Raw genomic sequence first — 13065 nt, 5'->3', positions numbered from 1 at the left:
CAACCGCAAAAGCTGCCGACAGCCGCCTGGATCAACCCGCCATTCACGGAGAAAAAAGCTGCCTGATACCGAGATTTAGACTCTCACCGATTTAACCAAGGTGTTTCAAATTCATTGACACGTTCCGGAACAGCATACCCTCGGGCGGGGCGGCCGCCCGACCCTACGGGCTTCGGGGCAGCATGCTGTCATGAAAGGCAGGGGTGCCGTCCTGCGGCGGCATCTGACCATTCGGCTGTGTCTTCGCTTCGCTCGCTCAGTCCGGCTTCGCCGGATCAGACTCAAATCGCCCCCGCTACGTTAATCAACTATCGGAAAAGTCGATGTCAGTAATTGGTGATTCAGACGATATTGCAGTTTGATGTCGCGCGATCTCGATTCCCTGACAATATTGTTTCAAGAGATGTTTTTGACGCGGTAATTGGAATGCTTCCAAAACCTTGTGATAAACCGAGTGGTCGTCGCTGTACCATTGCACATTATGGTTACTGACTTCGATGAATTGGTCGAATTGTCGCCTTGTAGAAAAGAAATGCACCCAGCGCGAAATTATGTGTTGCGACACGCGTTCGCGCCAAATTTCTTTGATAGGAATTTCGGCCAAATGATTACGGTCGTAAGTGTAGCGGCCTTCGTCGAAGATAAATAGCCGTATATTTTTAACCGGGATGTTAATGGAACATTGTCGGAGCGAATCCAGTACTCCTTGGATGGCAATTTCATCGTTGTAGATACGAAGCGACGATTCGTAGGCATGCGTCAGCAAGAACACCACTGCCGGCTCATCTCCTAAACCATCTAACATGCGAGAAGCACCGTACACGACGGTTGGCACGCGGCCATTGGTCATAAAGTAAAACGGTCGAAATCCGTATTGCCCAAGACGGGTGTCCGCTGACGCCATAATGTTCGATTTATCAAATGGCTTCCATTGCCCATCAAAATCGAGCACTTCAATATCCGGTCGCGGTATTCCTTCTTGAGACCATTCTTGCTCTGCTTGCCTTTGATCTGTCTTCCAGAATAGCCAAGCCGTATCCGGGAGAAAATCATCGTCTTCTTTGGTGAAGGTTTGGAAGAAGGGATGGTCTGCCCGGACTCGCTGCAACACATGCAGCTCTGTCCAGAACTCCGGCGTAATTCTGCTGAATAGAGATTCAACATTTTTCCAGAAGGAAATGCGAAATATAGATTGTCCGTCTGCTAGGTTCGATTCGGCAGCAATCAGAGATTCATGCTTCCAACTGTTTTTATACTTCAGACTCCAATAACGTGCGCGTAGCATGTCGTTTTTTAGCTGAAGATGTGATTTCCACGGGTCGTATCGATAGAGGTATGGCATGTATGAGTTTCTTATCTCGATTTGTCTTGTTATTTTAGAACGCTGCTTTTTGGAAAGCTATTATTGTTGAGCCGGGGGCTTGGTCGTCGCAGTAGCAACAGTGCAGCAAAATAGATGGAATCGGTGTCAAGAGCGGCATCGGAAGCCGCAGCGGAGCACAGCCATAGGCGAGCACTGAACGGGTGAGGATGTCGGCGCAGCGTACTCTTGACACTGATGGAAACTATACAGCCTATCAGCAAGGGGCAGGACATAGCGGAGCGGTGGCCTGCTCCCGCAGCCAGTCTGGCAAGATCGGACGCGGGGTGCAACCGAAGGGGTTGCCCAAGCGAAGTGCGGAGCGTTCCCAGTAGCGTAGTAGTAATAGTATTACTACTACTATTATTATAGTCGGCCAAAGAAAAAGCCCCGCCGAAGCGAGGCCGTTAACAGATCGAGGTGAACAGACGTTCAGTTGTACTAGCTCAGACTTGACCTGACATATGAGGTCCGGCGACCGGCAGCTCCCGCTCCTAAACGGTCTGTCGCTTTTGTGGGCATAAAGCTAGGGGGCAACCAACTCGGCGAGCTTGGCCGCGATATTTGCCATCGTATCTTCTGCAGTGCTCAGGCCGCTCCTTGAGCCGAGCAGGGGGCTGACTTCGCGGAGAGCGTCATACGTCGTGTCGTGAACGATGGGAACGAGCAGGTCACGCGCCAGGAGTGCGGAAAGCTCTTTGTCGGCGATGCCCTCTCCTCGGACGCGGCTCAGTAGCGCGGGGGTCACCAGCACGATCCCGACTCTCGACTTCGCCAGCCCTTTGTCGATTTCACGGAGCAACGACGTGCCGAGGGCGACATCCTTCTCGCTGAACCAAACTGAGACATTGAGCGACTCGAGCAGATCATGCAGCTCTTGGGCGGCCCCTTTCCGGTCGTCCCACGCGTGGCAAAGAAAGACGTCCCGAAGATCGGGCACGGACACTCGCTTCTCAACGTTGTCGCGGACCGGCGTAAGCGTTCGCACCTCGGCTGGCGTATACACCACGGACGAACCTGGTCGCGACCAGCGCGGCTTTGCGCTGCTACCAGACCCGCCGGCGCTGCTCCGGCCGCCCCCGCTGCTCCCCGACGAGGGGTAGGAAGGGGGTGAATATGACAGGTATGACCGGTAGCTGCTGCGGCTACTACATGCCGGGCAGTCCGCCGCGGCGCTCGCTGTGCGATGGCCTCTTACTGGTGCAGTGCATCTAGACATGTCGTAATCCTTCCATTTGTAATCGTTATTTTAAGTAGGGGGTTAAGCAGCCATTGGTATCGAGTACCATCGACTCGTTTTAGCCTTACCACAAAGCGCCAGGCGGTAGTGCTGAATGAGGACTCTAACTCATCTGACAGCTTGTGTCAGGTCAAGTCTGAGCTAATACAGTTCAGTCCTGGCCGACTTTCCCGCCTTTCGCGGCCCCCCAATTTTTCCCCAAGTTGGATAAGACATGTTGCTTATAGGCAGGGTTCCACATCGTGTTACCTGCGGCTAGGTGATTGGTGCGGCCTGCTGTGACCATCATTCCCGATTGCATATCCCGGCGCGTCGTTTTTGGGTTGACGACATTTCCAACACCTTCGGCCATGCTGCGGAATGTTACTGCACCGAACGAGATGCCGCCGGCAATTTGCGCGCCTAATCCACTTGTCTTTTTCAGTGCAAACAAAATGATGAGTGCCAGGGCAATGATTTGGACGAAGGATGCAATTGGATTGTCAGCACCTGTCACGATTACTTTTTCAAACAAGTTTTTATAGAGCGCGACACCCACCGTAACAACGACCATCACGATTGCAATTTCAAGAATGAACGTCATCGCTTGCTGAAACCACTTGTCGAACCAAGGTGCAGTTATAGGAAACATCAATGCTGCGACAAAGAGCGGGCCAATCCCTAGGAGGATGCCAAGCCCGAGCTTTGCCATGATGATTGTTGCGGCGGCCGGCAAGTGAATTAGGAAAACCGCAATTGCCATCATGAGGGCATTTATCAAGTCCCAAAACATTTGCCCAATTTCATAGAACTCACGTTTTGCGGCCTTACCCATCATGTCATAAGCAACATCAAGACCAGAACTAACCGACTTATCCAATACTTGATAGATATTTGCCGATTGAGCATTGGGGCTAGACATGATGTCTGCTATGCCAGATTCAAGACCTTGCATGGCAGAAACGACGGTGAACGTGTAAGAGTCTGCCATCATTACAAAAGCAGAAATAATTGAAATCTTGATGCACTGCTTTATAAATGTCTGAAATGGTTGTTCAACTGCCCCGGTTGAAATGGCATAGCCGGTTAGTGTCATGTAAAGAGTGACGCCGGTTAGGACGAGAAGTTGAAACCCAAGAATTACATTGGATGCGGTTTGCGTGATAAACGTGTTTAGCATTGCATCGACGCTTCCGCCGATCCACTGGAATAAAGAGAATTCCATTTAATTACCTCCTTTCAGTGGATTGATGGGAGTCAATTTCTGATAGCCGCGCTTATCAACTGCGATGTGATTGGCTGCTGTCTTGGCATTGATGCAGTTGGGCGAAGCCGCCAGCTCCCCCGGATTTGCGCTGCAATTTTCGATCATAGCCAGCCGCTCGACTTCGTGGGTTTTGTACCAATCGATGGTTTGCACCGGGGTTTTTTCGGCGCAACCGACCAAGGTCATAGTTGTAACGAACAGAAAAGCAAAGAGCATTTTCATTTGCGCACCTCGCAGTCTTCGCCTTCGATTACGTGGCCGGATTTAGCTTCATTCTGTCGAGCGATTTCGAGTAGGCGGGCCAGCTCCAGGGCATCAATGACGCGCAGGGCGGCAACGCTTCGGATGGCGCTTTCACGCATGCCAATCCACGACGGACGATCAAACCGCATGCCGGCGTTGAAGTAGGCCAAGCCCATGCAGGCAAAGCACGACAAGACAGCCATAAACATATTGGCCCATGCGGGCAGTGGTTCTGTATTCAGCATGGGAATTGTGAACCCCCACCAGTTCATTGCGGCGTAATACGCCACAAAACCGGCAGCACCGACCGCCACGCCGTCTAAAGGCAACCAGTTAGGCGCACGCCGTACAACTTCATCGAAATAACCGATTCTGCGAACGCTGACCCAATAGCGATAAATCGCTATGACGACCATTAAGACGGGAACAAGTGTTAGAACGTAAAACATGATTTTCCCCTTACTTTGACAGTGGGTTAACAATTTGCAGGGTTGGGTAGCCGCGCTTATCAACGACTTGCGCATTAAGTTCCCGCTGCCGTTGCTTTTGCACTCGATCTTCCGCAGCAGCGACCATCGAATACATTTGCAGCTTCGTTTGCTCGTTTTGGATATTTGCCTGCTCAGCGCCAATCCGAGCTTGTAGCTCTGCTATGGCTTTCGGGTCTTGGGTCTGGTTGATTTGCTGCATGAGCTGGTCAATCTGATTGATCCGGCTCTTTGCAACGTTGTACGCATCGAGGGCAAATCCCTTGTCTTGTGAACCCTTTACCGCTTGTGCTTCGCATGCCGTCCGCTGCTGTGTAATCGTAAGTTGCCCGCAGGCGTCATAGATTTTGTTCGCGTCATAGACGCTTTTCCCGGTGCCGGAGAGACCCGAGTAACCGCCATTCTTCACGCTATCGTAAACCGCTTGCCAGTCGCCCGGCAGATAATCACGCATGGCAGGGTTGTTCATGATGTTGCCGAGGCCACGCGAGCCAGTTAGCGATTGGTATTGCTGCTTGGCTTGGTCAATCTGGCTAATCATCTGGTCGTACTGTATTTTCCACTTCGCAATCGTCTCGATCTGGTTCGAGACTTGTGTTCCGATGGAAGCAACGTCAGTGACGGGAATTTGAGCGTGAGCGACCGAGGACATGAGAATGCCACTGGCCAGAAGGAAAGAGATATAGAGAGTTTTCATGTTCGCCACTCCAAAAGGTTGAGGGCGAACGCCGGGCCGTCTTTCCGGCCTGTCTGTCGGCTCTTGCGAGCTACTGTTCCCGACTGTCAGGGCTTGTTTAAGGCCCGTATCCGGTACGCCGAGGCGTTCTTTGGATGTGGTCTATACGGCGCGTCTTTCCGCTGCTTGTCTGGTGGCTCTTATGAGCTACTTTCCCACCTGTCAGGCCCGTTCTTTTCGGGGCCGCACCCGGTACGCCGAGGCGTTCTTGGGGCATAAAAATCAGCGTTCGTTTTGTTCATTGTTGTATGCCAAAACACTATGCTTTGGCATACCCAATTTTCTCATCTTGGCGCTGTTTAGTCGATGGTGACAAGCAACGGTGTCGCATTTGATGCCAGTCACCACATCATGAACTCGAATATTTGACTCTGACGTGCACATCGGAAATTTGGTCATGACCAAATTTTGAAGGTGACTAGCAGCGGTAAATGCACATCGCGGAACACGTCCCGACAAGTGATTGTCGGCTTGATGTGCCAAAGACCTTGAAATTACGTGCAAAACAGTTTCTGAGCTGGCCGATGGATTGAAGGGACGCCGGCACCAATCGTTGAAAGGGGACAAGCAACGCAAGAGCCGGACAGGGGCGGCGAAGTTAAGTTTGTTCATGAACAAATTTCCAGCGGAACTGATGAAGCTGGTGGCAGCGCTGATGCAGAGCGAGCCAGCGACGTGCAGATTTATTTGGTCATGACCAAAAACGTAAAAGTACGAGGACTATTGCAGGATAGGCTAACCGCCGGTATTGTGTGCGCACAAAGTGCGATTAAATGTTTATCACTCTTTTGACCAACCCGTGGAATCGTTATGGATAAACCGAGTCGGGCAATGAATATTCACCTAGGAGCCGACCTGAAAGCCCGCTGGATTGACTACTGTGTTGGTCTAGGGAAGACGCCTGGTGCTGCTATCAAAGAAGCTATCGAGCAACAGCTTGAAAAAGCCAGTGCATTCCCGCAGCCAAAAATTTATCAACAGGTGCATGAAGCTCCAAGCGACGAACCTAAGGTGCGATTTGAAATTCTGCTGACCCAATCTGAGAAAGCCGCTGTTTTGGAGAGGGCCGACCTTGAACGCTGTTCCCAACGCCGATGGATCATTGATGCAATCCGTGCCGGACTTACTCGCGAACCGCAGTTCAGCATGAGCGAAATTGACGCTCTTGGTGAGTCGAATTACCAATTGCTTTCCATCGGACGAAACTTGAATCAGATTGCCAAGCGTTTAAATGAAGGTAATCTTGCGCCGGTAACTGAGCAGGCAATCGATCAATTGCGCGAGAAGATTGATAAGCATACTGATGTTGTCAGTACGGCCATTCGTGCCAGTCTCGAAAGGTGGGATATAGTATGAATGAATTGCCAGTTTAAGGGAGATCATGAAAGAAATTCAGATGACATTGCCGGGCGGACCAGAATTACGATCCAGTGTCCTCGAAGCCGCAGAACTGGATCACCGTTCGATTAAGTGCTCCGTTTCTGCTGCCGAACGCCAACGTCGCGAAGATGCCGTTAATTTTGCGCGGGCATCTGTGGGTCTTGAGGGCTTCAAGCCGTCGACGAAAGAGGAAGCTCATGCTCAGCTGTTCATTAATGGCGAAATCGAGCTTGTCGAGTTCGTGAAGGTGAATGAAATTGAATCAGCCTTAGGGCCGGTAAGAAAGTGACACCAGGTAAGCGCGAGCAGCTTGAAGTTTAAGCCTATAGTTGAGCGTGAAATTAATCCAGTACATGGCATGCAGCTCTCCGGGGCGAGATGGCGGACATGCTATCTGAGTTCTGACGACCATTCCGAACAAGGGCGGACTGCACCCGGTCTGGTAGACACTTCTGACCTATGATATAGCCATAGGAGGAAGTCCATGAATACCCAACGTTTTACCCGGAATTTAAAGAAGAAGCGGGTTAGGTCGGCGGTTTACTTTTATCCAGCTGATCAGCGAACAGTGCTGACCCCATAGGGCACACAGTACGCCATCACCATGCTCGTATCTTGAACAAACGCCCTTGGTCTCCTTCATCGTGTAAGACCAAGATGATTTCATCTGCGGTGAATACAGATTCTTCGCGGTTCCGAGCTGGCAGGTCTGAATCGATTAGGGTTATGACGGACTGTAAGCCAAGCTCTGCATAGCGACGAATGATCACCAGCAGGTTCTCCTTCTTGCGGTCATCCAGTGACTCGAATACACCGTCGTGGTAAACGAAGCGCGGAAACTTGTCATCGAGGTGGGCGCGCAATACGGCAAGGTCGAACGCAATGCACAGCAACTTACGATATGTGTATCCAAGGTCGGCACTGGTCGCGTTGCCGGATTCATCCAGAATTTCCGCCTTGAACTCAAGATGTCCCGATTGATTAGGGGAGACACTCAGCAATGCCTTGCGGTCGATAACCTCCTCGACAATTTCACTGAAATAGACCCGAATCGACGAGAATAAACTGTTTTGGTCCGAGTTCTGTTTCTCGACATCGGCTTCTATCTGGGTTTGCAGATGCCGGCACGCCTCAGTCAGTGCCCTAATGTCGGCGCGCAACTCCTGCAAGCGATGCAGGAAGCCACGCTGCCGCTCCAAGGAAGTGATGTCGGCGCGGAGCGTTACCATCTCGTCCGAAACTTGCCGAAACTTGCCGAAAATGTCGGTTTCACTCAGGAACGAAAGCATGTCGGAGCGCTTCTTGCCCAGAACGCCAAGTTCCGCGTTGACCCGCTTCAGCTCGGCCTCGACCTCTGCACGCTCTTCTTGAAGGTAGCCGCGGCGCTCATCCGTGATTGCCCGGTTAAAGGCGATTAACTGCTGGAAGTCTTTTTTGACCTGTCCCTTGAAGAGCACACCAGCTTCCTCGAACAAGCGCTGCGCTTCATCTGGATTGAACAGGATCTGATCTTCTTCCAGCGACGTCAGTATCTTCTTCCTGTTCTGAGTCAGGGAATAGCGCTCGCTGTTGAGTGCCGCGATACGTTCGTCGATATCATCGACCAACTGCTTGGTCCGGTCCTTGTCCTGAGCACGAAAATCGAAAGCATCGAGCAACTTCTGTTTTTTCTCGGTTTCCTTCTGCTTGAGCAAGAGGATGCCTTCAATCTTGCTGATGTCTTCGATGGAACCGCCCAGTTCGTTCTTGATGGTCTGTGCGATGTCCTGCTTTTTGGACAGTTCGTCTTCCTTCTCGTAGTGCAAGGCAATCAACTTCGCATCGAAGCCCAGCATGTGTGCAAGGAACGGCTTCCAGTCGGCATGCTTGGATGCAAATTTGCGTAGCTGAAACACCTCGCGAAAGTCTTCCTGCGAGCGCAATAGATAACCGAGTCCTTTGCGATACGACCACGGTTTGAGTGCGCGCCAATCGAGCAAGCCATCGAGCAGATCGCGTGCGCGATCAAACGCTACCTCCTGATGATCCCATTCTGGAATCGACAAGGACGAAAAGTCCTGGTGTCCGGCTTCGTGCTTCTTGAAGCTGATCTTCGTCGCTTCCTCCACGCCCCGCCTTATCGTCAGGAACGAAGCATCTTCAAGCTCGATCTCCAGGAAGAAGACGAAGTCTCTGAAGAGATCAAGGTGCTTGAAGAGAAAGAACTTAGCATCGCGTCCGGCCAAGAACCCGAAGTCGAGCAGGCGCCCCAGAGTGGTCTTCCCAAGGTTGTGGGTATCCTTCTCGCGGTTTTCCGGCAGACGGATTTCTGCCATAACAACATTCAAGCCTTGCACAAAGTCCACGGGCTCAAACAGGTCAGGCTTGTTTGAATAGAGTCTAGACAGTTTCATTGGGTCCCACGTATTCCACTGCGTCAGTCTTGGGGCGATAGTCGATCAGTCCCATCAGGTAAAGAAAATTCAGCGCCGGAAGGAATAGCACGTCGCCCCCAATGACCGCCTTCTTCGCGAACTTGCGCAACGCAGCGTATTCATCTACGCGACGATCTTTCAGTCGTATCAACAACAACAGCGCAACGTTGATCACCGTGCGATCCGGGTGCGAGTGCTTAGTCGGCCGCAGCATCCCCCACCTCCCCGATATCGCAGTTCCAATACATATAGAACAGCACGGCGCGCGTCAGGCGTTTGTGTGCATGTTGCCGTAGCACGGGATCGCGGTTGAACAGCAGGTCCACCAGGTACTCCATCACCTCATCGAAAGTTTGGTAGTCCTTGCGCCTCGCAATGATCTTGAGCTGAAACTCATCGACCACCGATTCATACATGCGCAGCAGTTCGAGGTTTTCCGGCGCGGCCAGAAACGCACGAATCTGCGCCGTCTCCTTCAGGTACTTTTTGCGCTGTGCCTTGGCATACTCTGCACTCATGTTGTTCAGAACGTTCTTCTGCTCATAAGTGACCCGCGCCGTCGGTGGATCATCAAGCAATGCCGAGACGCTATCCTTCTGCCGGGCTAGCGCCTGAACAACCTCGGCAAGGTCGTCCGGACTAACGATCAACGGTGAATCGATTGGATCGAGATCGGCCATCGCTGCAACGTCAGGAAAAGCTTTTAGCAGATTCTCCAGTTGCTCCAGGCCACACAAGTAGAGCGACGAAACGGGAATGCCACATTGCGCCGCGATGTACTCGCGTATTTCGCTTTCGGCATTGCCAGCTAACCGCCGGTTGGCAAACAGCATGTAGTGATCGAGCTGCTTGGCTTCGCGCAGTTTTTTGATGCGAGGAATTTCCTTGCCGAGCACTGTGTTTGTTGCGTTTACGCTGAAGAAGTCGGATTCGGAAAAATTCCGGTTGTAGCCGTTGGTGTGCTTGGCCTGGACGATGATCGTTCCTACCCATGGTGCAGCTTTGCTTGGGTGTAATTCGGCTGTGCCAACGAACTTCGCATCGCGTCCGCCATCAGGCCCTTTGGCGAAGCCTTGCACTGAAATGCCGAGCAGGCGCTGGCACAAGAAGACGATCAGCTTTTCGAACTGATCATCGCTCAAATCCTCGTAGGCGAACTTCATCGCGCGGCAACCGTAATGCCGCGCGCATGTGCGCGACGAGCTGGTTGCACGATAATCTCGACATGTTGATCGAGCGACACCAGCGCCTGCATCAGTCGTTCGAGTGAAATATTTTGAAGATTGTAGCGACGGACTTGAGACACCTTTGGCTGTGTCATGCCAGTGACGGTGGCTGCTTCCGTCTGACTGAGACTGCGCCTATCGATCAGTCCATTGAGCTTGACCGCGAGCGAAGCCTTAGCTGATAGTTCTTCCTTATCGCCAAAACAGAGATCAACTAGTACCTTGTTGGCCCCTTGAAGCTTACTTTTACCGATCATTACGGCTCCCTTTTTGCTGATCCGACACTCCGGAGTCGAATTCTTTCTCGCTTCTAAAACAGCGACTTGATTTTTTAGAATTCGATTATACCCGTTCGGGTATTGTACGTAATGCCCCAACTATCGCATTAACTTTTGACCAGTCTTACAAGTATCCTACCGATTTTTGGATACTGGCAAAACATCCTAATTGATCTTGTGGGCGTGTATTACATGGCGCGTGGTAACCATCAGTAGCGTGGTTTATGACGCTGGTACGTCGGGCTTTGGTTCGATATTCTTCCAGAACGATATTCTCGTATGTAATTCGGAACGAGTGGTCGGCTGGAATTAAATATGGTTCCGATTGTGAGTGAGGAGCCGTCCATTTTTTAAATTTGTTTATCTACAAGTATTAACCCATACGTTTTGCAAGGTCTTCGGCTCGTAAATGAGTATATCTTTTTAACATCTGGAGTGTTTTGTGCCCAGTGATTGCGGCAACTTCCATGGGGTTGAATCCAAGCTCAAAGAGGCGCGATGCCGCTTCATGGCGTAGATCGTGGAAGCGGAAATTCTTCAGGAAATCACTATCCGCTTTTGATTCCATCTCCCTACAATTTTTTTCGTATAACTCCTGCGCTCGTTTTATCGCCCGACGCCATGTTGCCTGAATACTGTCGCTAGCTTTCCAGTGCCAGAACACACGAGGATCGTCTTCGTTACGCGGAAGTGGCTCTAGTGCTGCTATTACAGCGGTTGAAAGAGGAACTTGTCGAGCATCACCGTTTTTTGTATCTCGCAATAGCGCAACTCGTTTGTCGAGATCAACGTCAATCCATGACAGACGAAGGAGTTCGCCCAATCGCATGGCGGTTCCTAACGCAACCACGATCAACGACTTTAAGGCCACAGAGCTTTCGCCGGCAGCAGTGAGAAGTCGAGTTTCTTCCTCGTTCACAAGTCTCCTATCACGTCCGTTAGGCAACTTAGGCTTTTTGATGACTTCAACGGGGTTAATTAAATTCTCCATTCCCCATTCTTTTCTGGCAACATTAAATAGGTTTGAGATGAGATTGATCTCGTGGATTACAGTTTGAGGTGACACTTTTTTCAGGCGGTTATCGCGGTAGTTGGCGATGTCGCTACTCCGAATGCTGGCCAGCGATCGAATGGCCAAGGGATCGCCAAGCAATTTCTTAATACGGCTCTGCTCGGGCATGATCCCTTTTTTTCCAACGGTAATTTCCCGTTGATAGCGCTCAAGAGCTTCGCCGAATGTTGTCCGCTCAGATTCGGCGCTGCTGACGAAAGTGCCGCGTGCCATCGTAGATTCGACGGTTGCTGCCCATGCTTCGGCGTCAGATTTTGTGTTGAAGGTTTTTACTTGAGCTGGGAAGCCCTTTCGGGCGACGCGGGCTTGCCACTGTAGTTCGCCACGTTTTCGAAATGATGCCATAGAACCCCTGCCAAAAGAATTTCATTTGGACAGATTTTGGACAATAAATCGATTTCTGGCAATACGAATAATTGAAAATAGGCGGAGAGCCTTGATTTTACTGGTGCGGCTGGCTGGAATCGAACCAGCGACCCTTGGCTTCGGAGGCCAATACTCTATCCACTGAGCTACAGCCGCATAAGAGGAACGGTGAAGAGGCATGAAGGATACCGTTTTTCTGCGCGCGCGTCCATGTAAAGCAACGTTTCTCCGTTCCAAATAGTAATTATTGCGACTATAATCAAAGGTTTGGCGGGGGATCGTGTGCTGTTTGGGCGGTTTCAACTGTTTTTTGCGCCTATCCGGCTACGGCTTTGAAAATTGCACTGAGGGAATCATGAGCGACGCACATAACGAAGAACATCAATCCGCGATCAGAACACCAAAGCAACTGATCATTGCCATTGCAGCGGGCTTTTTGGTCCCCATCATCTGCATCGTATTGTTGGTGCAATACGTCACTGCCGGCAAGAAAGTCGGCGCCGGTTCCGAAGGGCAGACGCCGGAAGCGATTGCCGCCCGTATCAGTCCCGTGGCCGATGCCGGTTTCACCTTCAAGGATGTTAACGCACCGAAGCAATTGCTGTCGGGCGAAGAAGTTTTCAAATCTACTTGCGCAGCTTGCCATGCAGCTGGCGTAGCTGGCGCGCCTAAGGTTGGCGATGCCGGCGCGTGGGGGCCGCGTCTGGCCGAGGGTTACGACAAGGTGGTCGGATATGCATTGCACGGTTTGCGGGCGATGCCGGCCAAGGGCGGCAATGCCGACCTGGACGATATCGAAGTTGCACGCGCCGTGGTCTACATGGCCAATCAATCCGGTGGCAAGTTCAAGGAACCGGCAGTGCCGGCGCCTGCTGCGCCAGCCGCAGCTGCCGATGCATCGGCAAGTGCAGCTGCTTCAGCTTCTGCAGCAGCCAGCGCTGCTTCGGAGCCGGCAGCAAAGTAATTCATTCCTGATCCGGGAGTCGTAAAAAAACCAGTCAAAACATTGACTGGTT

At 51.5% G+C, this 13065-nt stretch carries 14 protein-coding genes and 1 tRNA gene; 3 read left to right on the top strand and 12 right to left on the bottom strand.

Annotated features, from left to right (window positions below):
* Positions 1–304: 304 nt before the first annotated feature.
* The 6 genes from KHU29_RS16580 to virB5 all read right to left on the bottom strand — a co-directional run bounded on the left by KHU29_RS16580 (position 305) and on the right by virB5 (position 5274).
* On the bottom strand, positions 305–1342 hold the full coding sequence (locus KHU29_RS16580) for a hypothetical protein (protein ID WP_211453899.1): 1038 nt from the start codon (positions 1340–1342) through the stop codon (positions 305–307).
* Positions 1343–1886: 544 nt separating this feature from the next.
* Positions 1887–2306, bottom strand: coding sequence for a toll/interleukin-1 receptor domain-containing protein (locus tag KHU29_RS22465; protein ID WP_343216066.1), 420 nt, complete (start codon positions 2304–2306; stop codon positions 1887–1889).
* A gap of 445 nt (positions 2307–2751) precedes the next feature.
* A complete protein-coding gene (locus KHU29_RS16570) occupies positions 2752–3804 on the bottom strand; it encodes a TrbL/VirB6 family protein (protein WP_211453895.1) in 1053 nt (350 codons plus the stop codon).
* On the bottom strand, positions 3805–4068 hold the full coding sequence (locus KHU29_RS16565) for an EexN family lipoprotein (RefSeq protein ID WP_211453893.1): 264 nt from the start codon (positions 4066–4068) through the stop codon (positions 3805–3807).
* On the bottom strand, positions 4065–4538 hold the full coding sequence (locus tag KHU29_RS16560; protein ID WP_211453891.1) for a hypothetical protein: 474 nt from the start codon (positions 4536–4538) through the stop codon (positions 4065–4067). Before KHU29_RS16560 ends, KHU29_RS16565 begins: the two co-directional genes overlap by 4 nt.
* Positions 4539–4548: 10 nt before the next feature.
* Complete coding sequence (gene virB5, locus KHU29_RS16555; protein WP_211453889.1) at positions 4549–5274, bottom strand: P-type DNA transfer protein VirB5; 726 nt, start codon at positions 5272–5274, stop codon at positions 4549–4551.
* A gap of 849 nt (positions 5275–6123) precedes the next feature.
* On the opposite strand from virB5, the gene KHU29_RS16550 reads away from it, so the two are divergent.
* Together KHU29_RS16550 and KHU29_RS16545 are read left to right on the top strand one after the other, a co-directional pair.
* Positions 6124–6669: a plasmid mobilization relaxosome protein MobC gene (locus tag KHU29_RS16550; RefSeq protein ID WP_246542152.1), complete on the top strand. Its 546-nt coding sequence runs from the start codon at positions 6124–6126 to the stop codon at positions 6667–6669.
* A gap of 25 nt (positions 6670–6694) precedes the next feature.
* Entirely contained in the window at positions 6695–6982 is a 288-nt protein-coding gene (locus KHU29_RS16545) for an antitoxin VbhA family protein (RefSeq protein ID WP_246542150.1), read from the top strand.
* Positions 6983–7292: 310 nt separating this feature from the next.
* On the opposite strand, the gene KHU29_RS16540 is transcribed toward KHU29_RS16545, so the two are convergent.
* The 6 genes from KHU29_RS16540 to KHU29_RS16515 all read right to left on the bottom strand — a co-directional run bounded on the left by KHU29_RS16540 (position 7293) and on the right by KHU29_RS16515 (position 12205).
* Positions 7293–9008: a DUF2326 domain-containing protein gene (locus tag KHU29_RS16540; RefSeq protein ID WP_246542148.1), complete on the bottom strand. Its 1716-nt coding sequence runs from the start codon at positions 9006–9008 to the stop codon at positions 7293–7295.
* Positions 9009–9072: 64 nt separating this feature from the next.
* Positions 9073–9321 carry an ABC-three component system middle component 8 gene (locus KHU29_RS16535; RefSeq protein ID WP_211453885.1) on the bottom strand — a complete coding sequence of 83 codons (249 nt, stop codon included), beginning with the start codon at positions 9319–9321 and terminating at the stop codon, positions 9073–9075.
* On the bottom strand, positions 9305–10270 hold the full coding sequence (locus KHU29_RS16530) for an ABC-three component system protein (protein WP_211453883.1): 966 nt from the start codon (positions 10268–10270) through the stop codon (positions 9305–9307). Before KHU29_RS16530 ends, KHU29_RS16535 begins: the two co-directional genes overlap by 17 nt.
* Positions 10267–10590 carry a helix-turn-helix domain-containing protein gene (locus KHU29_RS16525; RefSeq protein WP_211453881.1) on the bottom strand — a complete coding sequence of 108 codons (324 nt, stop codon included), beginning with the start codon at positions 10588–10590 and terminating at the stop codon, positions 10267–10269. Before KHU29_RS16525 ends, KHU29_RS16530 begins: the two co-directional genes overlap by 4 nt.
* A 394-nt stretch (positions 10591–10984) precedes the next feature.
* Positions 10985–12028, bottom strand: a complete 1044-nt coding sequence (locus KHU29_RS16520) for a tyrosine-type recombinase/integrase (protein WP_211453879.1) — start codon at positions 12026–12028, stop codon at positions 10985–10987.
* A 101-nt stretch (positions 12029–12129) separates the two neighbouring features.
* Positions 12130–12205 (bottom strand) — tRNA-Arg (locus tag KHU29_RS16515).
* A 199-nt stretch (positions 12206–12404) separates the two neighbouring features.
* On the opposite strand from KHU29_RS16515, the gene KHU29_RS16510 reads away from it, so the two are divergent.
* Entirely contained in the window at positions 12405–13013 is a 609-nt protein-coding gene (locus KHU29_RS16510) for a c-type cytochrome (protein ID WP_211453877.1), read from the top strand.
* Positions 13014–13065 lie beyond the last annotated feature (52 nt).

Source organism: Collimonas antrihumi (assembly GCF_018304965.1).
GTDB classification, from domain to species: Bacteria; Pseudomonadota; Gammaproteobacteria; order Burkholderiales; family Burkholderiaceae_D; genus Collimonas; species Collimonas antrihumi.
The sequence above is the reverse complement of the archived record's forward strand: the minus strand, read 5'-3'. Positions and strand labels throughout refer to the sequence as shown.